The sequence below is a fragment of the Polaromonas sp. P1_A2 genome (assembly GCF_056406895.1).
This window is the reverse complement of sequence record NZ_JBFTZI010000004.1, coordinates 288,241-310,469: the sequence shown is the minus strand read 5'-3', so window position 1 is coordinate 310,469 and position 22,229 is coordinate 288,241. Positions and strand designations below refer to the sequence as shown.

Below are 22,229 nucleotides of genomic sequence, written 5' to 3'. Positions count from 1 at the left end.
TCTAAAGTCGGGGCATGCAAGGCCTACACCTGACCGCCGACCTTTACAAATGCCGCTGCGATCCCGCCTGGCTCACCGACGCCGCCCGCCTGGGCGAGTGGTGTGTGCAGGCCGTGCAGGCCACCGGATTGCAGGCCGTCAACCAGCTGTTCCACACCTTTCCCGACACCGAGCACGGCCCGGGCGGCATCACCGCCACGGTGCTGCTGGCCGAATCGCATGTCTGCGTGCACACCTGGCCCGAACAAAAAGCCGTGACGCTGGACGTGTACGTCTGCAATTTCGGCGGCGACCACTCGGCCCGGGCGCGCAGCCTGATGGACGCGCTGGTGCGGCGCTTCAACCCGGAATGGACCGAGCAGCGTTCGCTGGACCGGGGGGATACGCAGTGAGCGGCCCCGCCATCAAAGCCATGATCATGGCCGCCGGCCGCGGCGAGCGCATGCGCCCGCTGACCGACAGCACGCCCAAGCCCCTGCTCAAGGTGCGCGGCAAGCCGCTGATTGACTGGCATGCCGAGGCGCTGGCGCGCGGCGGCTTCACCGACCTGGTGGTCAACACCGCCTGGCTCGGTGAGCAGATTAAAAACCACTTCAGCCAGCCAGGCCGCGCACCCTTGTTGTCCATCGCGTATTCGCACGAAGGCGTCGATTTCGGCGGCGCGCTGGAAACCGCGGGCGGCATCGCGCGCGCGCTGCCGTTGCTGGGCGAGGTGTTCTGGCTGCTGGCGGGCGACGTGTTTGTGCCGGGCTTTGAGTTCACGCAGGCCGCGGTAGACCGTTTCGCCGCCGGCGGCAAGCTGGCGCACCTCTGGCTGGTGCCCAACCCGCCCCACAACCCCAAAGGCGACTTCGGCCTGGGCGCTGACGGCCTGGCGCTGAATCTGTCCAAAGACAGTGCTGAGCCAAAGTTCACCTACAGCACCATTGGCCTTTATCGCCGGGAATTCTTCGACACGATGCCCTTCGGCAACCCACAGGGCCTGAAAGCCCCACTGGCGCCGCTGCTGCGCGCGGCGATGGACAATGGCCAGGTCAGCGCCCAGCTGTACCCCGGACCCTGGACCGACGTGGGCACACCAGCCCGGCTGGACGAGCTGAACCAGGCAAGCACCACACACTGAACAACAACCCAAAAAAGCGCAGCGCACCATGAGCACCACCACGATTTACCAGAAACGCCGTGCCGCCGTGGCCCGCGCGCTCAAGGCGGCAGGCGGCGGCATCGCCCTGCTACCGACCGCGCGCGAATACCCGCGCAACCGCGACACCGACTTTCCATACCGGCACGACAGCTATTTCTATTACCTGACAGGCTTTGACGAACCTGAAAGCTGGCTGGTGATAGACGCCAGCGGCAAGACCACGCTGTTTTGCCGCCCCAAGGACCTGGAGCGCGAAATCTGGGACGGCATACGCCTGGGACCTAAGGCCGCGCCGGCCCGGCTGGGTGTGGACGCGGCCTTCAGCACCGAGGCGCTGGATGCGCAGATGCCGGCCCTGCTGGCCAACAGGAAGTCGGTATGGTTCCCGTTTGCCACGCACGAGGGCCTGGACGCACGCGTGGACGGCTGGCTGGACAAGGTGCGCGCCCGCGCGCGCCTGGGCGACGAATGCCCGCAAAGCCGCAACGACCTGTGCGGTGTGCTCGACGAGATGCGCCTCTTCAAGGACAGCCACGAGATCGCCATCCTGCGCCGCGCCGGAAAGATTTCAGCGGGCGCGCATGTGCGGGCCATGCAGGCCTCGGCAGCCATGCTGCGCAACCCCGTCAAGGGCGGCCTGCGCGAATACCACCTGGAGGCCGAGCTGCTGCACGAGTTCCGCCGCCACGGCTCGCAGTTCCCGGCCTACACCAGCATCGTGGCGGCAGGCGCCAATGCCTGCGTGCTGCACTACCGCGCCGGGGATGCCGAACTCAAGGCCGGCGAGCTGTGCCTGATAGACGCCGGCTGCGAGCTCGACGGCTACGCCAGCGACATCACGCGCACCTTCCCTGCGGGCGGCACCTTCACGCCGGCCCAGCGCAGGCTGTACGACATCGTGGTGGAGTCCCAGTACGCCGCGGTCAAGGCCACCAAACCCGGCAAGCGCTTCAACGACCCGCACGAGGCCGCGCTGCGCGTGCTGGCCCAGGGCATGCTCGACACCGGCCTGCTGCCCAAGGCCAAACACGGCAAGGTCGACGACGTGCTCGAGTCCGGCGCGTACCGCCAGTTTTACATGCACCGCACCAGCCACTGGATGGGCATGGACGTGCACGACTGCGGCGACTACACCGAGCCCGGCAGCAAACCCCGCCCCGACAAGGACGCGATGAACCAGCCCATCATGCGCAAGCCCTCGCGCATCCTGCGGCCCGGCATGGTGATGACGATAGAGCCAGGCCTGTATGTTCGCCCTGGGAAGAACGTTCCCAAGGAGTTCTGGAACATTGGTATCCGGATTGAGGATGATGCCCTGGTGACGGCCAAGGGCTGTGAGCTGATGACGCGGGGGGTGCCAGTCGATGGGGATGAGATTGAGCGCCTGATGCGCGCATGAACGGCCTTGCCGCGGCGAGGCACTCCCATTGACGGATTCCATCAACTGGCAAAACTTCAATGACGGCCTTTTGCAAGGCCGGCTACAGGAGTGCCGCGCCTTTCTTGACGGAGTGCACCACAGCGAATCCGGCACGCCGGAATATTGGGCCGGCCGGGCGGACGCGCATTACCGCGCGAGCGAGTTCACCCAGGCCCTGGACCTGTACCTCAAGACCGGCCATGACTTCCCCGGCTATGTGAACCACCGCTACCACCTGACCGACGTCTGCGCCCAGCTGGGGCTGCGCGAACTGGGCCGGCTCGAGCTGGCGCGCATGGCGGAGCGGGCGGGCATGCATCCCGGGCTGAATGCGCAAATGTTTGCCGAAGGCTGGTCGCCCCTGGGCTTCGACAAGGAAACCCTGGCGCTGGAGCCGGGCAATTCCTGCGGGGAGCTCAACCATCACATGCGGCTCATGATGGCGGCGCAAAGCCGCATGCGCCTGCACGGCATTGCCGGCGGGGTGCCGGCTTATCACGAAAGCTACTGCACACCGGCGGCCTGGAACTGCATGTACCCGCAGTTCGATACCGGCACTTACTGGAACGGCGGCAAGGAGCTGCCCCGGGTTTTGCGGCTGGAGGGGCGCGGCGGGATCGGCGACCGCATGCAGTGGCTGCGGTATGCGGCCATCCTCGCGTGCGCGGGCGTGCAGGTCGAGCTGACCGGCTGGGATCCGGAAGTGCTGCAGCTTCTGCCGGCCGAGCGTGACGAGGTCGCGCCCTTGCTGGCGCAGCGCGGCTACCACCTGGGCGCTTCCGGTGAGGCCCTGTGGACGGACCCTTTCACCCTGTTTGCGGCGCTTTTCCCGGACTTCGGTTATGCCGCCAGAAGCCGCTACGTGGCAAAGTCGCCCGCGTACCAGGACACGGCGCTGCTGGATTCGATTCGCGCCAACGCCGGGGGCCGGCCCTGCGTCGGGCTTTTCTGGTCGGCCAATGAAAGCCCGGCCATGTTTGGCAGCAGAAGCCTGAAGCTGCAGCAACTCCACGAACTGCTGGCGATGCACGAGGTGCACTGGGTGGTCTTTCAGCGCGGTTACCAGCGCACGCGCTGGCTTGAAGACTCCCGCAGCCGGGACACCCGGCATTTCACGACGGTTCCGGTATCGCTGCCCTTCGACCGCAGCATCGCGTTGGCCGGCGAGCTCGATGCGCTGGTCAGCATCGACAGCGGGCTGCTCCACGGCGCGGCTGCCATGGGAACACCGACGATTCTGCTGGCCAACCATGCGGCCGAGTGGCGCTGGGAAAAACACCCCACGGCGTCGCCGTGGTACCCGGGCATGTCCATCGCAAGAGCCCCGGCGCTGGGTGCCTGGGAAGAGGCGGCGGGCATTGCCGGCGAGGCGCTGCGCCGGCAGTTCAGCGGCGCCGCCGCGCCGGGCACCTGATCTCGGGCCGGCCTCCTCCAGATTTTTGCGCAACCGGGAAAACCTGCCATGACCTTTGTTTCTCGCCCCCTGCCTTTTGTCCTGGCTTCCTCCAACCACGGAACCATGATCGTCAACCGCAACGACTACCACATGGTCAACGACACGGACGGCTATGGCGTCGGGCACCAGATTTTCCAGAACTCCCAGTTCGATCCGCAGGAAGTCGCCATGGTCCTGCAACTGCTGACCTTGCGCCGGGAGCTTTTCGGGGACGGGGTGGCCGCGCTGGACATAGGCGCCAACATCGGCGTTCACACCGTCGAGTGGGCCAGGCATATGCATGGCTGGGGCAAGGTCATCGCCGTCGAAGCCCAGGAACGGATTTTTTACGCCCTCGCCGGCAACATCGCCATCAACAACTGCTTCAACGCGGAGGCCCATCACGCCGCGCTTGGCGCGCAGGAAGGCGAGCTGAAAATTCCCAGGCCCGACTACCTCAAGCCCGCGAGCTTCGGCTCGCTCGAATTGCGCCAGAGCGAGAAAAACGAATTCATCGGGCAGCCCATCGACTATTCGGCCCAGGGCAGCCAGACGGTCAGGATGATCACGGTGGACGGCCTGAAGCTCCCCCGCCTGGACTTCATCAAGATGGACATCGAGGGCATGGAACTCGAAGGCCTGGCCGGTGCGCTCAAAACCCTCGAAGCCCACAAACCCCAGATGCTGATCGAGTCGCTCAAAACCGACGGCGAGGCGCTGCGCCGCCTGCTCGATGCGCAGGGTTACCGGCAATACCAGATGGGGATCAATGTTCTTGCGATCCATGCGGGGGATCCCTCGCTTGGGAAGGTGGCGATTACGCCGTACTCGGCTTGAGAAGTTTGCCGGGTCTTGCGCCGGCGGGCGCGCTCTCTCCCTTCTCTCCTTCTCCTCTCTTCGTCTTTCTGCTTACTCTGCTGAGGGTGGTTGGCCGGGGCGAGACCCGGCCAGCCGCTCTCAGCAGAGAAAAGAGGAGATGGAGGAGAAGAGCGCACTCAGCCGGAGCAAGACCCGGCTAAACCAACCCCATCCCCCGCCGGTGCCCTTGCGTAAACGCCTCCTCAAACACCGAATACCCCGACAAATCACTGTGCGCAAAATGCAAGCGCTGCCAGGGCACAGGCAAAACCCTCTGTAGCGCCCGCAGTGCCGCGCTGCTGCGAACGCCAGGCACCGGCGTACTCATCGCATGCCCATACCGCATGACATCCATGCGCGTGACCTTGCCGGGCAGGTCGGGGTGCGGCACCGAGAGTTCAGCCAGCACGCTGTCGCGCCAGTGTGTCCAGGGCCGTTCGTACAAGGTTTTGCGGCCGGCCGTGCCTATGCCAAAGGCGCGGTAATAGGTGAGCACCGTGGCGCCGGGCACGGCCTGCAGGCTCTGGTGTGTGGCGTCGACATAGCCCAGGCCGGGCTTGTCGCCGTAGATCACGTTGTCCCAGCTGGGCGCGGCGCCTGGCCTGTCGTGCAGGGCCGCATCGATGTGCAGGTTGGCGACCAGCCAGGGCGCGTAACGCAGCTGGCCGGCGGCTTCGCCCAGCGCAGGCGGCGGGTTTTCGACGACACGCGCGGCCACGAACAGGGGCAGGGCCAGGATGCATTGCTCGGCCTGCCAGCGTTCCACCGACTGCGTGGCCGCATTGAAGGCATCGACCTCCACGCCGTGCCGGCCCGCGGCGACGCGGATCACGATGCGGCCTGTGTGCAGACGCTCGCCCAGCGGTGCGGCCAGTTTCCGGGTCAGCCAGCCGTTGCCCTCGGGCCAGGTCAGCACGCCGGCATCGCGCTCGGCCGAAGGCGGCTCGCCGGGCGCCTGGAAGCCGTGGCGGCTCGCGAAGTAATGGATGCCGGCCCAGGCCGAGACGCTGTCCAGGCCCGCGCCGTAGTCGTCGCGGCAGCAGTAGTCCAGGTACCAGCGCAGCGGCACGCGCGTGAGCTGCTGCTGGTCCAGCCAGGCTTCAAAGGTCAGGGCGTCGAGCGCGCGGTGTTGCGGCGCCGGCGCGCCGGCTGACAGCGGAATCGAAAAAGGCGCGGCGGCCGAGGCTTGCTGCACCAGCCGTGCAAAACGCTGGTAGTCGGCCAGCAGGGCGATGTCCATCTCCGGCAGGGGCAGCAGGCCCTCCTGCCACTGGCCGTGGATGAAGAGGCGCTCCTGCGGGCTGTGGCACAGGTGGCGCTCGTCATACTCCCAGCGCCCGGCCACGCGCCGGCGCAGCGACAGCTCTTCCAGCAGGTCCTGCACGTCGCGCGCGGCGTCGCCGGGCACCGGCAGGTAGTGCGCGCCCAGGGGACACGGCAGGCCACCGACCACGCCACCGCGGCTGTTGCCGCCGGCGCTGTCCTCCAGCTCCAGCATGGCGAAATCGTCCATGCCGCGCAGGCGCAGCGCGCGCGCCGCCGCGAGGCCGGCAACGCCGCCGCCGGCAATCAGCACACGGGTGCGCCGGGTGACGGAGGGAGCGGGCCAGGTGCGGTCTTTGCCGGGCTCGCCGGGCCGCAGCAGGTGGCCGCGTTCATGGTTCGCGCCCAGGAAGCCGCCTTCGATCTGTCGGGTCTCCTTGCAGCCCAGCAGCGGCAGCGTGGAGGCCGCCAGAAAGTCACGGCGCTTCAACGCAGCACCTTGCCCCATTCCTGCTCATAGCTGTGCACCAGTTCCTGGTTGGAGAGCCGGTTGACCGGCGCCGGCACGCGGGCCATGTCAACCGGAAAGTCAAACAGCAGCGGCAGGGTTTGCGCATCCAGGAAACGCAGGCCGGCCGGCAGGGCACCGGTTTGCGTCGTAGGGCTGAAAGGCCGGCGGCTGGCGACCACAAAACCCCATTCGCCAAAACTGGGCACATTGGCGTGGTAAGGCGCGGTCTTCAAGCCCACGGCCTCCAGCGTGGCCACCACCGTCCAGAAGCTGCGGCGCGCCACCAGCGGCGAGGTGGTCTGGATCACGGCATAACCGCTGGCCGACAAGTGCCGGTCCAGCAGCGCGTAAAACGAGTTGGTGTAGAGCTTGCCGATCGAAAAATTGGTGGGGTCCGGGAAGTCGACCACGATGATGTCGAACATGTCCGCGCTTTTGTCCAGCCACTGGAAGGCGTCGGCGTTCACCACCTTCACCTTGGGCGACAGCAGCGCCTCGCCGTTCAGGCGCTTCAAGGCCGGCTGCTGGCTGAAGAGATCCGTCATGGCCGGGTCCAGCTCGACCAGCGTGACACTCTCCACGCTGGGGTACTTGAGGATCTCGCGCACCGCCATGCCGTCGCCGCCGCCCAGCACGGCGACTTTTTTGGGCGCGCCGTGCGCGCTCATCACCGGGTGCACCAGCGCCTCGTGGTAGCGGTATTCGTCGCGCTCGGCAAACTGCAGGTTGCCGTTGAGGAACAGCCTGTGGCCGCCACGGCCGTTGGTCACCACGATGCGCTGGTAAGGCGTGGTGGCGGTGAAGACCACGCGGTCCTGGTAGAAATGGTCTTCGGCCAGCGTGGTGATCTGGTTGGCGCCCACAAAACCGGCCGCCAATGCGCATAAGACGGCGAAGCAGGCGACGGCATGCGACCTGAGGTGCCGCAGCTCAGCGCGAAACAGCCACAGCGCCCACAGCGCGACAGCCGCATTCATGAGGCCGAACAGCAGGCCGGTGCGTATCAGGCCCAGATGCGGCACCAGCACCAGTGGAAAAGCCAGCGACACGGCCAGCGCGCCCAGGTAATCGAAGGTCAGCACCTGCGAGACCAGCTCCTTGAGCGCCACGTTGCGCCGCAGTATGCGCATGACCAGCGGAATCTCCAGCCCCACCAGCGTGCCCACCAGCAGCACCAGGGCATACAGCAAAAACCGGAATGCGCCGGGCACATAGGCATTGGCCAGAAACAGCAGGGCCGGCAAGGCGCCGCCCACCAGCGCCACCATCAATTCAATGCGCAAAAAATGCGCGGGCAGCTGCCGCTCGAAAAACCGCGACAGCCAGGAGCCTATGCCCATGGCGAACAGATAGCTGCCGATGATGGTCGAAAACTGCAGCACCGAGTCGCCGAGCAGGTAAGAAGCCAAGGCCCCCGCAGCGAGCTCATACACCAGCCCGCATGCCGCCACGACAAAGACGCTGGCCAGCAGCGCGACCTCGAGAGGGCGCGGGGTGGGGGGAGTAGGTGACTCAGTGTTCAAAATGAAACCGAAGGTGGAAGAAAAAACGCGATGCGAAGCGAGCTGGTCAAAACAGCGGCGCGTAGGGCGTAGCGAGCGGGCCGCGGGCAAGGCGGACGGAGCGGACGAACCGGAACGTACTTGAAGTACGTGAGGATTCGGAGCACCGGACCAACGCCGCCCCCGGTCCGCGCAGTAGCCGGGAAAGATCAGCCGTGGATGGCGGCGGCTACTATGACACAGATGCCTAGCGCCATCGCGGCGACAACCAGCGCCAGCGCCACATTCTGCTTCTCGACAATCTCCAGCCACAGGTCATAGGGCGTCATCTTGTCGATGATGACAAAGCTGAGCCAGAAGATGACCACGCCTATCAGCGCGAAAAGTATCGAGCCCAGGAAAGCCGCGGGTTTAAGCCATTCAAGTCCCATGATGGTCTCCAGAAAAGGTCTGCCAGCTTGCGCAGAAGACAAAGAAGCAAAAAGAGGCGGCCTTCATTTGTGGCCGCCCCCGCCGGAAAAACCGCCGAACGAGCCGCCCGAACTGCGCGAGCTGCTGGACGAGGAACAATTTTCATACTTCGGGTCGCAGCTTGAGCAGCGGCCTATGACAAACAGCAGCACCAGTATCAGCAACACCACGATGATGATGGTGCCGCAGCCCATGCCGGCCGAGCTGCTCAGGGGCTTGGCGTCCGAGCGTTTGAACAAGTCCTTCTTGCCCTCGAGCTTGAAGGCCTTGGCGACCAGGTCGCCGTCCAGCTTGCTGCCGCTGGACCAGGTGATCTCATTGGGCGCTTCTTCCTGCGAAAGCAGGGCGCTGCCGCTCGCGAAATCGCGGTTAAACGTTTTCTGCCCGCGCTGAACCTGCCAGTAAAACTCACCGGCGACATAAGTCGTCTCGGCGCTGTAGCTGCTTTGCAGCGGGTAGTTTGTCTTGAGGTAGACGGCGCTGTTCTGGCCGGGCTTGAAGATAGGCGCACCCGTGACCGGCTTGACCAGGCTCCAGCCGTCTTCGGAATCCACCAGGAAGGTGAAGCCGCGCTTCTGGTTGTAGAGCAGGTATTCATCCCAGCCGAAGTGCTCGTCCGGGTCGTCGGCCTCGTAGCCCATGCGGTGCTGGAAACCCACGACCTGCCACTGCACGCCTTGCAATTGGCCTGTGCTGCCCAGAGCGATCAGCGGGCTGACGGGCTCGTCCTGGATCGCGTGCTTGAGCGCGGCGCCCGTGCCCTGCGTGAGGTCGATGATGCTGTTGCAGGAACGGCAGGTAATGCTTTTGCTGCCGGCCAGCGTGACCTCGACAGGTGCACCGCAATTCGGGCAGCTGAACTGCTTGCCGCTTTCGTCCTTGGCGGATTCGTCCTTCAGGCCCGTGAGTTTCAAGTCGTCCAGCAGCACGGAGCGGCCCAGTGACAGCACGGGCGCGCCGCCGGTGGCAACGGTGCCGTAGTCGACGCTGAGCACGTCGCCGTCGGCGCTGCGCAGCTCCACCATCGCAAAGGGCGAGCCCAATGCCGGCAGGCGCGGCAGCTCGCCCTGGGCCGAGAGCAGCGACACACGTTCGTTGGACGCCACGCTGAAGGGCTTGGCATTGATGGCCGTGGTCGCGCCCACGCGGAAATTCTCGGCCGGCGGCACGGCGCGCTGCAGGCTGGTGGGCAGGCTGAAGACATAGGCGCCGTTGTCTTCGCTCAGGAAGGCGGCTTTGCCGTCGTCCAGCACCGCGTACCACTCGGTCCAGGTACCTTGCGCGTACTGGTATTGCAGCCGGCCGACCAGCGTGAAATTGCGGCCTTGCCAGGTCCCTGAGGCCTGCAGCTGCAGCGGGCTGAAGTCATTGAACAGCTCGGCCATCTTGCCGATGCGCGACAAGGTGTCGCCGTCGCGCACGACGGTGCTCTGGCAATAGCCGCACACCGCGTGCGTGGACTGCGCGCTGCGAAATTCAACGGGCGCGCCGCAGCCGGGGCACGGCGCGCGGTAGGCGCGTTGCGGAGTGACGTCAGTCACGGCAGATGAAGGTCAACGCCAGACAGAGGACTCGCGCAGCGAAGGGCCGCCCCGAGCAAGCGACGGCCCCCGAGGGGCTGGAGCCCGCGGCTCCAAAGCTTGAGCAGCTTTGGACGGGCGACAGAGGCGAAGCGTCTCGCGAGCCGCGGCCTGCAAGGCCTCGCGTAGTACACGAAGTGACAAGCGTGGGGGCCACATTCTCAGACCAGCTTCTTGAGCAGCTCGGCCTTCTTGGCGTCGAACTCTTCCTGCGTGAGTATGCCCTTGGCCTTGAGTTCGCCGAGTTTCTCGAGCGTGGCCATCACGTCGTCGGGCTTCACGGCCGCCGCCGCCGCGGCGGCCTGGGCCGCGTTGCCACCGCCCTGCAGGCCTTGCTGCAGGTTTTGCGCGAGCACCTGGCCCAGCGCGACGCCGGCGCCCAGGCCCATGGCGTCGCCGGCAATGCCGCCGCCCGAGCCCGCGCCCTCGGCGAATTTGGGAATGGCCTGCGCCGTCTGGTACTGCATGAACTTGCCCATGTCGTTGCCGACCATGCCCATGCCGATTTTCTGGTCCAGGATTTTTTGCAGCTCTTCGGGCAGCGAGACGTTCTGCACCGTCATGCCTTCAAGCTTCAAGCCGATCTTGGCGAACTCGGGGGTGAGCTGCGTGACCAGCGCCTGCGCGAAGGCCAGCTGGTTGGCGGCCAGGTCCAGGAAGGCGATTTCGCTGGAGGCGATGGCGTTGGAAATATTCTGCAGCACCAGGCCGCGCAGCTGGCCGTCGAGGTCGGCCGTGGTGTAGCGGTCGCGCGTGCCCGAGATTTCGCTGTGGAAAAGCTTGGGGTCGGCGATGCGGAAGTTGTAGTTGCCGAAGGCACGCAGGCGCACGGCGCCGAAATCCTTGTCGCGAATCGTGATGGGCTGGGGCGTGCCCCACTTCTGGTCTATCTGCTGGCGGGTGCTGAAGAAATAAACGTCGCTCTTGAAAGGCGACTCGAACAGCTTGTCCCAGTTCTTGAGGTAGGTCAGCACCGGGATGGTCTGCGTGGTCAGCTTGTACATGCCGGGGCCGAACACGTCGGCGACCTTGCCTTCGTTGACAAACACCGCCATCTGCGACTCGCGCACGGTCAGCGAGGCGCCGTACTGGATCTCCATGTCGGCCATCGGGAAACGCCAGGCCAGGGTGCCGTCGCCGTCCTCCGTCCACTGGATGATGTCGATGAACTGTTTCTTGATGAAGTCCATTAAGGCCATGGCGCGCTCCCTTTGAAGTGAGTTGTCGGCCACATGATAACCGCCGGAAATGGCGCCCGGGCAGCCATTTCTGTCCGCCAAAACAGGCCGGAAAAGAAAAGCGGCGCCGGACGGCGCCGTTTACTGCCCCTGGCCTGCTTCCACCGGGTCGGCCAGGCAGGCCACGCGGCTGCCCGCGCCCGTGCAATCGGCCTGGGCCGGGCCGTCGGGGCTGCGTGTATCGGGAAAACCCGCCAGGCTGAAAGCCGGCGTTTGCGCCGCGCCGGCCAGCTCGGTCGCGGGCCGTATGCCGGCCGAGCGGCGGAAAGCCTGTTCGCGACTGTCATCGGCCTCCAGCACCGGCAACGCCGTTCCATTGGCCATGCGCGCGTCGCCGCTGCGCTCGGCCATATTGGCAGGCGCCGGCGTGATGCTGGCCGTGCTGGCGGCCGTGGTGTTGAGCAGCACGTAGTTGCCGGCGTCGGCGCCCGACAGCGTGATGCCGGTGATGCTGACGGGTTTGCCGCTGCCGACGGCGGGGGTGTCGAAATTGCCGGTCGCCGTGCCCACCGTGAGCACATCCGTGCCAATGCGGCCAGTAAATGCGGCGGCGCCGGTCGCCAGCGTGGCGGCCGTGGTGCCGTCCTGCACCTTGTCGGCGGCGGTGATGCCGATGACGTTCGCGATCGAGGCCGGCGTGATGGTGGCCGCGGTGGCGGCCGTGCTGTTGACGCTGTAGTTGCCGGCGTCGGTGCCCGTGATGGCGATGCCGCCCACATTCACCGTCTTGCCGGCGCCCGCGTTCTTGTCGGTGAAGTTGGCGGCCGTGTTGCTGGCGCTCAGCACGTCGCCGGCAACGCGGTTGTCGCTGAGCGTGACGACAGCGGTGGTGCCGCCGTCATAGACCTTGTTTTGCGCCGTGGCGCCGACCGTGAGGGTGCGCTGCGTGATATTGGCCGTGGTTGCGGCCGTGGTGTTGACGCTGTAGTTACCCGCATCGGTGCCGGTGATACCGATACCGCTGACGCTCACGGCCTTGCCCGTACCCACATTCTTGTCGGCAAAATTCGCGGCCGTGTTGCTGGCGGTCAGCACGTCGCCAGCCACGCGGTTGTCCGTCAGGGTCACGCCGGCGGCGGTGCCGCCGTCGTAGACCTTGTTGCTTCCCGTGGCGCTGATAGTGAGGGCGCGCTGTGTGATGTCGGCCGTTGTGGCCGCTGTGGTGTTGACGCTGTAGTTGCCGGCGTCGGTGCCGCTGATACCGATGCCGCTGACGCTGACGGCCTTGCCGGTTCCCACGTTCTTGTCAACAAAGTTCGCGGCCGTGTTGCTGGCGCTGAGCACGTCACCCACGACGCGGTTGTCCGTCAGGGTCACGCCGGCGGTGGTGTTGCCGTCGTAGACCTTGTTGCTTCCCGTGGCACTGACCGTGAGGGCGCGCTGGGTGATGTTGGCCGTAGTGGCGGCCGTGGTGTTGACGCTGTAGTTAGCCGCATCGGTGCCGGTAATGGCGATGCCGCTCACGCTGACGGCCTTGCCGGTTCCCACATTTTTGTCGGCGAAGCTGGCAGCGGTATTGCTGGCGCTGAGCACATCGCCCGCAACGCGGTTGTCGCTCAAGGTGACGGTGGCAACCGTGCCGCCGTCATAAACCCGGTTCTGGCCGGTGGCGCTGACCGTGAGGGCCCGCTGCGTGATGTCGGCCGTGGTGGCGGCCGTGGTGTTGACGCTGTAGTTGCCGGCGTCGGTACCGCTGATGCCGATGCCGCTCACGCTGACAGCCTTGCCGGTTCCCACATTCTTGTCGGCGAAGCTGGCAGCGGTGTTGCTGGCGCTGAGCACATCGCCCGCAACCCGGTTGTCGCTCAAGGTGACGGTGGCAACCGTGCCGCCGTCATAAAACCGGTTCTGGCCGGTGGCGCTGACCGTCAGCGCGCGCTGCGTGATATCGGCCGTGGTGGCCGCCGTGGTGTTGACGCTGTAGTTGCCGGCGTCCGTGCCGCTGATGCTGATGCCGCTCACGTTGACCGTCTTGGCGATGCCCACGTTTTTGTCGAGGAAGGCGGCGGAAGTGTTGCTGGCGCTGAGCACGTCGCCGGCCAGCCGGTTGTCCGACAGGGTCACGCCGGCAGTGGTGCCGCCGTCGTAAACCTTGTTGCTTCCCGTGGCGCTGACCGTCAGGGCGCGTTGCGTGATGGTCAAGGCGCCGTTGGTCAGGGCCAGGGTGTAGTTTTCGTTGTTGGTGGCGCCCGCGGTGATCGCCACCGGGCCGGCGGCCACGGCCGTCCTGTCGACCGCGGTGGTGCTGTAGCCGACGCCCACGCCGGCGGCGGTGTCGCCGTCGATCAGGCCGCCGACCACGCCGGTCAGCAGCGGGTTGCTGTCGCCGTAGACCTTGGTCTTGTTGTCGGCCGTGACGGTCAGGGTCGGTGCGATGCGGTAGAGGAAGGTGCTGGCGCCGCCGGCCGGCACATAGCTCGCATCGCTGTTGTAGCGCTTGCTGTAGCCGGTGACGCCCTCGAGCGTGGTACCCGGGTCGCCGCTGTAGGCCAGGTAACGGCCGGAGGCGGCCACAATGCCGCCCGCACCCACGTTGTTGATGAGCTGGCCGCCGGTGCTGACGCCGGCCGCATTGGAGCTGCCAGCCTTGAGGACCACGGCATCGCCGGTGGCGGAAGAACTCACGGCGTTGTTCAGCGTGAGGTTGGAGGCCGCGCCGGTGGTTTCGATCTTGACCGGCCCACCGGCCGTCACGCCCACCGTGGCGCCTACCGTCCCCACCACCAATGCGCCCGCCTGTTTGTAGTCCACGCTGCCGGCATTGGCGGCAAGTGTCGTGACGGCGTTGCCTGCGTTTGCGAAGGTGTAGCCGCCCGTGCCCGTGAGCGCAAGCCCGGAGGCGGCAATGGCGCCCGACTGGCTGACCGCAGCACCGGCGGACAAGGTGGCGTTGGCTGTGGTGGCCAGTGCCGCCACGTCAAATCCGGCGGCGCTACCGTACTGGATGGCACCCGCCGCATTGGCCGTGTCCGCGGCGTTGCGCGACTGCAGGTTGATGACGGTATTGGTATTGCCGGCGTTGTTGAGCGTGATGGCGCCGCCGGCGTTGACCAGGGTCTTGACCTTGAGCGTGCCGGCCGTGACGTTGCCCGTGCCCGCCGTCTGGGTGACCGCGCCCGCCGCCACCAGGTCCAGCGTGCCGCTGCCCACATTGGAGGCCGTGCCGCCCACACCCAGGTTGATGGCGCCCGCGCTGCGTACAAAGGCGTTGGCATTGCCCGTGGTGTTGACGCTGAGGCTGGTGGCCGCCACGTCGATGCCGTTGCTGGCGTCCGTGCCGATCTGGCCGTTGGCGTTGAGCGAGACGTTCTGCGCGGTGATGGTCTGCACGCCCGCGTCGGTGATGGAGCCGGCGTTGAGCGTCAGGGTCTTGCCGGCCAGGGCGACCGGCCCGCCTATGGTCATCACGCCGGTGCTGGCCGTATCGCCAATGACGATGGGGCCGGTGGCGCCGGTGGCAAAGGCGGTGATTTCCGCGGCCGTGAGGTCAAAGCCAGACGCGCCGGCCAGCGACATGGCGCGGCTCGCGGTCTTGGCCTTGAGCGTGAGCACGCCACTGGTGGCCAGCGCGTTGTTGCCGGTGTTCGCGGCGATGGCGACCGTGTCGGCCGTGATGGTGATGGGGCCGCTGCCGGCGGTCACGTCGATGTTCGCGTTCTGCGTGTAGCTGCCGGTACCGGTGTCTATGGACACCGCGCCGTTGGTGGTGCCGAGGTTGCCCGTCAGCGTCACGCCGTTGTTGCCGTTGTTCAGCGCGAAGCCGCCGGCCGCCGTGATGCCGTTCAGCGCGGCGATGGCATTGGCCGAGCTGCCGAAGTTCAAGGAACCGGCGCCGGTGCCGGCCACCGCCAGCGAAGCGGCCGTCACGGCGCCCGACTGGGTGATGTTGCCGTTGGACTGCAGCGCCAGCGCGCCCGTGGTGTTGACCGCGGCCACGTCGAAGCCGGTGGCGTCGCGGTAGGCAATCGCGCCGGCGGCATTGGCCATGTCGGCGGCATTGCGCGCGCGCAGGTCCACGCTGGCGGCCTCGTTGCCGGCGTTGTTCAGCGTGATGTTCGCCGTGCCCGCGGACAGCGTCTTGGCCACCAGCGTGGGCGCTGTGATGGCGCCGGTCTGGCTGATGGCGCCGCCGGCCACGACCGTGAGGCTGGTATTGGCCGTGGAAGCACCCAGGACGATGGCGTTGCTGTCGCGCAGCGAAACGTTGTTGCCGCCGGTGACGGCGACGCTGGAGAAATTGTTGCCGGCATTGGCCAGCGTGATGTCGTTGGCAGCGCCGGCCGCCAGCGTGGTGGCGCCGGTCACGGTAAGGGCGCCGCTTTGTGTGATGGCGCCCGCCGTGTTCACGTCCAGCGTACCCGAGACGGTGGAGGTGCCCAGCGCCAGCGCATTGGCGTCCGCAAGGCTGACGTTGAGCCCCGAGACCACGGTCACCGCGCCGGTGAAATCGTTGCCGGCGTTGTTCAGCGTGATGTTGTTGCCGGCGCCGGCCGTCAGGGTGGCGGTGCTGGCCTTGATGGCGCTGGTCTGCGTGAGGGCGCTTCCCGCCGTCATTGTCAGCGCGTTGACGTTGAGCGCGCCGTTCAGGCTGATGTCGCCGGTGTCGGCGCCGTTGGTGGTGGCCGTCAGCGAGGTGGCGCCGGTGACACCCGCCGAGGCGCCGCCTATGGCGCCCACGGCGATGTCGTTGGCGGTCACGGTCAGCGCCGACAGGGCCAGGCCGGCGCCTGTGGTTCCGGCAATGCTCACGTCGCCGTTGCCCGATTGCAGCACCAGCGCGCGGCCCGAAGCCTGGCTGTTGACGGCGCCGTCAAACTGGATGTTGGCGCCTACGCCCGCGCCGGCATTGCCGCCGCGCGAGTCCAGCGTGATACTGGCCGCGTTGAGCAGGGCATCGTCCTTGATGCGGATCGCGCCGCCGGCGCCCGAGACCGCGCCGCCGGCCTGGCTGCCGCCCAGCGCCGTGAGGCCGCCGGCCAGCGTGATGGTGGGCGTGGCGCCCGCCGCATCGAGCGTGATGCCGCCCGCGTTGCCGCCCGCCGCCACGCCCGTGCCGCCGTTGCCGCCGCTGGTGGTGATGGCGGCAACCGAGAGATTGCCGCCTGTGGACACCAGCGACACCGCCGCGCCCTGGCCGCCGGCCTGGCCGGCGCCCGCGCCGTTGCCGCCTATGGTGTTCAGCGTGCCGCTGCTGTTGATGGCCGCCGTGGAGTTCACGGTGATCGCGCCGCCGTTGCCGCCCGCGCCCGTGCCGCTGCCATTGCTGCCGTTGGCCGAGATGGCGGCCGTGCTGACGCCGGCCCCCGAAATATCGACAGTGCCGGCATTGCGGCCGTTGGCCGTGCCGGTGGCGGCGCCGCCGGAGGTGGCGATGCCGCCTACCGTCACGGTGCCGCTCGCGGCGGAAATACTGACATTGCCGCCCAGGCCCGAGGTGCCGCCCACGGTGGAGATCGCACCCGTCGTGAGGTTGCCCGCGGCATTGCTCACGCTGACGCTGCCGGCCGTGCCGCCGGCACCGGTGCCCGCCGCATTGCCGCTTTGCGCGGTGAGCGCGCCCGTGGTGACATTGCCGGCCACCGTGTTGGCCAGGCTGATGCTGCCGGCATTGCCGCCGTCACCGTTGGTCGTGCCGCCCGCGCCGCCGTTGGCGGTGATGGCCGCCGTGGTGACCGTTCCGCTGGAAGTGATGCCGACAGCTGCGCCGCTGCCGCCTTTTTCATTGGCGCCGGCCGCAGCCGCGCCGCCCGAGGCGGTAATGGTGCCTGTGCCCAGGTTGACGCCGGCGCCGTTGAGGGTGACCGTGCCGGCATTGCGGCCGGCCAGGCCGCTGACCGTGGTGCCGCCGCTGGTGGTGATGTTGTTGTTGAGCACGGACACCTGGCCCAGGGCCGACAGGCTGACATTGCCGCCGTTGCCTTTGACGCCACCTGTGGTGGTGATGGCCGCGGTGGAGAGCGTTCCTGCTGCCGCCGTGTTGGTGACGCTGACGCTGCCCGCCGTGCCGCCCGCGCCCGTGCCCAGCGCATTGCCGGTTTGCGCGACCAGGGTGCCGGTGCTGATGTTGCCGCTGCCACTGTTGTTGAGCGTGATGCTGCCGGCATTGCCGCCGGCCGCGTTGGTACCGGCCGCTGCGCCGCCGCTGGCGGCCAGGTTGGTGACCGTGACGCCGCTGTTGCCGGTGATGGAAATCGCCGCGCCGTTGCCACCGGCCTGGTCGCCAGCGGCTGTGCCTGCCGTGCCGCTGGCGGTGACGGTGGTGCCGGTCAGCAAACCACCCGTGGCCTGCAGCGTGACGGTGCCTGCATTGCGCCCCGAGGTGCCGGCATTGGCCGTGCCGCCGCTGGTGCTGACGGCGCCCGCCGTCAGCACGCCGGCCGTTGAAGTGGCGCTGATATTGCCGCCGTCGCCGTTGGCGCCGCCCGTGGTGGTCAGCGCACCGGCCGTGATGGTTGTGCCGCTCAGCGTGATGCTGCCGGCCGCACCGCCCGCACCTGTGCCGGTGGCGCCACCGGTCGAAGCCGTGATGCCCGCGGCGACGCCCAGCGTGCCGCTGCCGGTGATGCCGACCACGCCGGCATTGCCGCCAGCCTGGTTGGTACCCAGGCCCGCACTGCCGCTGGCGGTGACCAGGCCGGTGACCGAGCGGTTCACGCCCGTGATCGTGACATTGCCCGCATTGCGGCCGGCGCCGGTGCCGCCGGCCAGCACGGTGCCGCTGGTGTTCAGCGTGCCGGCGACCGTCACCCCGGCCTGCGATGCCAGCGTGACCGCACCGCCGTTGCCGCCCGCCGCGCCGCTGCTGTCTATGGCGCCGGTACTGAGGTTGGCGCCGGCCGCGCTGTTGCTCACGCTGATGCTGCCGGCCGCGCCGCCCGCGCCGGTGCCCATCGCCGCGCCGGTGCGCGCCGTGAGCGCACCCAGCGCGATCGCGCCAGTCGTGGCGGAGTTGTTCTGTACGCTGATGCTGCCGGCATCGCCGCCGTCGCCGTTGGTGGTGCCGCCCGCGCCGCCGCTGGCGCTGAGGGCGCCGGTGGTCACGGCATCGGTGCTAGTGATGCTGATGGCCGCGCCGCTGCCGCCCTTCTGGCTGGACGTGGCCGCTGCCGCGCCGCCGCTGGCCGTGATGGTGCCTGTGCCCATGTTGAGGCCGGCACCGCTGATGGTGACCGTGCCGGCATTGCGGCCGGCCAGGCCGCTGACCGTGGCGCCGCCGCTGGTGTTGATGTTGTTGTTCAACACGGACACCTGGCCCAGCGCCGACAGGCTGACATTGCCGCCATTGCCCTTGGCGCCGCCTGTGGTGGTGATGGCGGCCGTGGACAGTGTTCCCGCTGCGGCCGTGTTGGTGACGCTGATGCTGCCCGCCGTGCCGCCCGTACCTGTGCCCAGCGCGTTACCGGTCTGCGCGGCCAAGGTGCCGGTGCTGATATTGCCGCTGCCGCTGTTGGTGAGCGTGATGCTGCCGGCATTGCCGCCGGCCGCGTTGCTGCCGGCCGCCGCGCCGCCGCTGGCGGCCAGGTTGGTGACCGTGATGCCGCTATTGCCGGTGATCGAAATCGCAGCGCCATTGCCGCCGGCCTGGTCGCCTGTCAGCGTGCCGCTGGTGCCGCTGGCCGTGACCGTTGTGCCGGTCAGCAAACCATCCGTGGCCTGCAGCGTGACGGTGCCCGCGTTGCGGCCGCTCGTTCCCGCATTGGCCACGCCGCCGCTGGTGCTGACGGCGCCCGCCGTCAGCACGCCGGCCGTTGAGGTGGCGCTGATATTGCCGCCGTCGCCGTTGGCGCCGCCCGTGGTGGTCAGCGCGCCCGTGGTCACGGCCGTGCCGCTCAGCGTGATGCTGCCGGCCGTGCCGCCCGCACCTGTTCCGGTGGCTGCGCCCGTGGAGGCCGTGATGCCCGCGGCAACGCCCAGGGTGCCGCTGCCGGTGATGCCGACCACACCGGCATTGCCGCCGGCCTGGTTGGTGCCGTTGGCCGCGCTGCCGCTGGCGGTGATGGCACCGGTGACTGAGCGGTCCACGCCGGTGATCGTGATGTTGCCGGCATTACTGCCGGCGCGCGTGCCCGCGGCCAGCACCGTGCCGCTGGTGTTCAAGGTGCCGGTCACGGTGACGCCGGCCTGCGAGGCCAGTGCGACCGCGCCGCCGTTGCCGCCCGGGCCGCCCGCGGTGTTGATGGCGCCCGTGTTGAGGTTGCCGGCGGCCGCGTTATTGGTGACGCTGATGCTGCCGGCCGTGCCGCCGACGCCGGTGCCTGTGGCCGCGCCGGTTTGAGCTGTCAATGCCGCCGTCACGATGTTGCCGCTGCCGCTGTTGCCGACTGTGATGCCACCGGCGTTGCCGCCCGTTCCGCTGGCGCCCGCACCGACCCCGCCGCTGGCGGTAATGGCCGCACCGGCGATGCCGCCTGTCGCGGTGATGGAGACCGCGGCCGCATTGCCGCCGTTGCCGGCCGTGTTGGCGCCGGTGCCGCTGGCCGCCACGGCGCCCAGCGCGGTGATGGCGCCGGCTGCCGTGATATTGATCGCGCCGGCATTGCGGCCCGAGGTATTGGCCAGCGTCCCGCCACCGCTGCTGGTGACAGTGCCCGCACTCAGCGCACCGGCAGAGTTGAGCGTGACCGAACCACCGTCGCCGTTGGCGCCGCCGGTCGTGGTGATGTTGCCGGTGCCCAGGCTGGCGCCGGCGGCGCTGTTGGTGACCGAGATGCTGCCGGCCGTGCCGCCCGCGCCTGTGGTCACGGCATTGCCGGTGCTCGCGGTGAGCGCGCCGATGGCGATATTGCCGGCGCCGCTGTTGGCCACGCTGATGCTGCCCGCGTTGCCGCCCACCGAAGGGCCGGCGCCGCCACTGGCGCCGCTGGCCGTGAGGGTGCCGGTAGCGCTGATGCCATTGGTGGAGGTAATGCCGATGTTGCCGCCGGCGCCGCCGGTTTGCCCCGCGCCCGATCCGGCGGAGCCGTTGGCCGTGATGGCGGCAACCGTGACGCCCGCACCTGTGATGCTGACGGCGCCGCCGCTGCGGCCCGGGTTGCCGGCGCTGGCCGCACCACCGGTGGCGGTGATGGCGCCGGCCAGGTTGATGATGCCGGTGGCGTTGAGGGTGACGTTGCCGGCATTGGTGTTGGCCGCGCCGGTGGTGGTGATGGTGCCGGCCGCCGTGCTGGTGATGCTGGCCCCTGAGAGATTCACGCCACCGGAGGCCGTCAGTGCGGCATTCAAGGCAATCGTGTTGCCGGCTTCAAAGCGGACCTTGTTGCCCGCCGTCATGGCCAGCGCATTGGCCAGCGTGATGTTGTTCGTGGCCTGCAGGTAGAGCTCGCTGTAGCCGGTGACGTCGGCGACCTGGATGGTGTAGGTGCTCGCGGCCGGTGGGTCGGCGAAAGCCACATCGGGCGTGCCGTCGGCATTGTTGGGCGGCGAGGGCTGGACCGAGGCGTTGAGCAGGATGTCCTGCGGGTCCAGCAGCACGCGTCCGCCGCTGCCGGCCGGCGCGGCCACGTCAACGCTGCCGTGCAGGTCCAGCTGCTGTTTGCCCGAGACCTCGACAAAACCGCCATCGCCGCCGTTGGCGCCGCCGCGCGCGCTGATGGCACCGCTGTGGCGGGTGTCGCCATCGGCCCAGACCACTACCTTGCCGCCCTTGCCGCTGTCGGTTGCGTCGGCACGCACCGTGGCGCCCGCCGCGATGTAGGTGCGCGAGGCGTTCTGCACGGCGGCATTGGAGCCCTGGTAATCGCCGCCCACCAGCGCGGTGCCGCCGCCCGCGGCGCCGGACACATTGATGGAAGCGCCGCTGTCGAGCGCCACCTTGTCGCCCAGCACCTGCACCGTGCCGCCGCTCTGGCCTGCCGCCGCGCCGCTGGCGTCCAGCGTGCCCGAGACATGGACCACGCCGGTGCCGCCGCCGCTCAGCACAATCGTGCCGTTGCGCTCCACCGCCGAGTTGGCGCGTATCACGCCGGACTGGTTGATGACGGTGGCCATTGCGTCGCCCATGGCGCTGGCCAGCACGGCGACCTGGCCGCCCGCGGCCGTGATGCTGCCGCTGTTGTTGATCGCGGCCTGCGCGGCCGCAGCGTCCACCGAGAAGCGCACCAGGCCCGCGCCTGAAGCGTCAACCGACACACGCGAGCCTGCCAACAGGCCGACGGAACCAGCCTCGGCGCTGATGGCGCCGGCGTTGGTGACCTGCGGCGCGGCCAGCAGCACATAACCGCCGCGCGCGGCATTGATGCTGCCGTAGTTGCTGACGGCGCCCGTGCCCGTGCCGCTGAAGCTGTAGCGCCCGGCCATGAAGTCGCCGTTGCCGATGTCCAGGCTGGAGGCGACCAGGCCGCCCACATTGACCTGCGCGCCGGGCGCGAACATCACGCCCGACGGGTTGACCAGGAAGACCTGGCCGTTGGCACTGAGCGAGCCGAAGATGGAAGAGGCGCCGTTGCCGATGACGCGGTTCAGCGCGACGGACGATGCGCCGGGCTGCACGAACTGCATGGACTGGCCGGCGCCTATGTTGAAGCTTTGCCAGTTGAGCACGGCCTTGTCGCTGGCCTGGTTGACCACCATGGCATTGGCCGAGGGCGTGCTGACGCTGGCCTGGCCGGCCACCACTTGCGCGCCTTCGGGCAAGGCGGTAGCCCAGGGCGAAACGGCGGCCAGCAGCGTTGCAAGCAGCTGCGACAGGCGGCGGCCGCTGCGGATGCGGTAGGTGGCGCGCAGCTTGCGCGAGATCCTGACCACCACGGTACGCACAGCCCAGGGTCGGTAGGCGGCGTGGGTGCTGGATGCGGTGGTGCTCATGATG

General features: G+C 68.2%; 11 protein-coding genes. 5 read left to right on the top strand and 6 right to left on the bottom strand.

The features are described 5' to 3' along the window. Nucleotides 1–14 precede the first annotated feature (14 nt). From speD to AC1D09_RS17445, 5 genes are read left to right on the top strand one after another with little or no spacing between them, the layout of a single operon-like run. Nucleotides 15–392: an adenosylmethionine decarboxylase gene (gene speD, locus AC1D09_RS17465; protein ID WP_477662211.1), complete on the top strand. Its 378-nt coding sequence runs from the start codon at nt 15–17 to the stop codon at nt 390–392. A gap of 20 nt (nt 393–412) precedes the next feature. Continuing rightward, nucleotides 413–1,123 carry an N-acetylmuramate alpha-1-phosphate uridylyltransferase MurU gene (murU, locus tag AC1D09_RS17460; RefSeq protein WP_477662278.1) on the top strand — a complete coding sequence of 237 codons (711 nt, stop codon included), beginning with the start codon at nt 413–415 and terminating at the stop codon, nt 1,121–1,123. A gap of 28 nt (nt 1,124–1,151) precedes the next feature. Then, nucleotides 1,152–2,543: an aminopeptidase P N-terminal domain-containing protein gene (locus tag AC1D09_RS17455; protein ID WP_477662210.1), complete on the top strand. Its 1,392-nt coding sequence runs from the start codon at nt 1,152–1,154 to the stop codon at nt 2,541–2,543. A 28-nt stretch (nt 2,544–2,571) separates the two neighbouring features. Then, entirely contained in the window at nt 2,572–3,978 is a 1,407-nt protein-coding gene (locus tag AC1D09_RS17450) for a hypothetical protein (protein WP_477662209.1), read from the top strand. A 48-nt stretch (nt 3,979–4,026) separates the two neighbouring features. Next, nucleotides 4,027–4,836 carry an FkbM family methyltransferase gene (locus AC1D09_RS17445; protein WP_477662208.1) on the top strand — a complete coding sequence of 270 codons (810 nt, stop codon included), beginning with the start codon at nt 4,027–4,029 and terminating at the stop codon, nt 4,834–4,836. Between the two features lie 178 nt (nt 4,837–5,014). Here the strand turns inward: AC1D09_RS17445 and AC1D09_RS17440 are convergent, their stop codons facing one another. The 6 genes from AC1D09_RS17440 to AC1D09_RS17415 form a co-directional block, all read right to left on the bottom strand. Then, complete coding sequence (locus AC1D09_RS17440) at nt 5,015–6,628, bottom strand: FAD-dependent oxidoreductase (protein ID WP_477662207.1); 1,614 nt, start codon at nt 6,626–6,628, stop codon at nt 5,015–5,017. After that, nucleotides 6,607–8,154, bottom strand: a complete 1,548-nt coding sequence (locus tag AC1D09_RS17435; protein WP_477662206.1) for a polyamine aminopropyltransferase — start codon at nt 8,152–8,154, stop codon at nt 6,607–6,609. The genes AC1D09_RS17440 and AC1D09_RS17435 overlap by 22 nt, the downstream gene beginning before the upstream one ends. A gap of 188 nt (nt 8,155–8,342) precedes the next feature. Next, on the bottom strand, nt 8,343–8,564 hold the full coding sequence (locus AC1D09_RS17430; RefSeq protein WP_477662205.1) for a DUF350 domain-containing protein: 222 nt from the start codon (nt 8,562–8,564) through the stop codon (nt 8,343–8,345). Between the two features lie 63 nt (nt 8,565–8,627). Next, the gene (locus AC1D09_RS17425) at nt 8,628–10,145 is read right to left on the bottom strand and encodes a DUF4178 domain-containing protein (protein WP_477662204.1); all 1,518 of its coding nucleotides are present in this window, start codon (nt 10,143–10,145) and stop codon (nt 8,628–8,630) included. A gap of 200 nt (nt 10,146–10,345) precedes the next feature. Next, on the bottom strand, nt 10,346–11,383 hold the full coding sequence (locus AC1D09_RS17420) for an SPFH domain-containing protein (protein ID WP_477662203.1): 1,038 nt from the start codon (nt 11,381–11,383) through the stop codon (nt 10,346–10,348). Nucleotides 11,384–11,503: 120 nt separating this feature from the next. Continuing rightward, a complete protein-coding gene (locus AC1D09_RS17415; RefSeq protein ID WP_477701153.1) occupies nt 11,504–22,225 on the bottom strand; it encodes a YDG domain-containing protein in 10,722 nt (3,573 codons plus the stop codon). Nucleotides 22,226–22,229: the final 4 nt, after the last annotated feature.

Coding starts and splice junctions, on each gene's coding strand:
- AC1D09_RS17445 (WP_477662208.1), top strand. CDS start 4,027: ATGACCTTTGTTTCTCGCCCCCTGCCTTTTGTCCTGGCTTCCTCCAAC.
- AC1D09_RS17430 (WP_477662205.1), bottom strand. CDS start 8,564: ATGGGACTTGAATGGCTTAAACCCGCGGCTTTCCTGGGCTCGATACTT.
- AC1D09_RS17455 (WP_477662210.1), top strand. CDS start 1,152: ATGAGCACCACCACGATTTACCAGAAACGCCGTGCCGCCGTGGCCCGC.
- AC1D09_RS17415 (WP_477701153.1), bottom strand. CDS start 22,225: ATGAGCACCACCGCATCCAGCACCCACGCCGCCTACCGACCCTGGGCT.
- speD (WP_477662211.1), top strand. CDS start 15: ATGCAAGGCCTACACCTGACCGCCGACCTTTACAAATGCCGCTGCGAT.
- AC1D09_RS17420 (WP_477662203.1), bottom strand. CDS start 11,383: ATGGCCTTAATGGACTTCATCAAGAAACAGTTCATCGACATCATCCAG.
- murU (WP_477662278.1), top strand. CDS start 413: ATGATCATGGCCGCCGGCCGCGGCGAGCGCATGCGCCCGCTGACCGAC.
- AC1D09_RS17440 (WP_477662207.1), bottom strand. CDS start 6,628: ATGGGGCAAGGTGCTGCGTTGAAGCGCCGTGACTTTCTGGCGGCCTCC.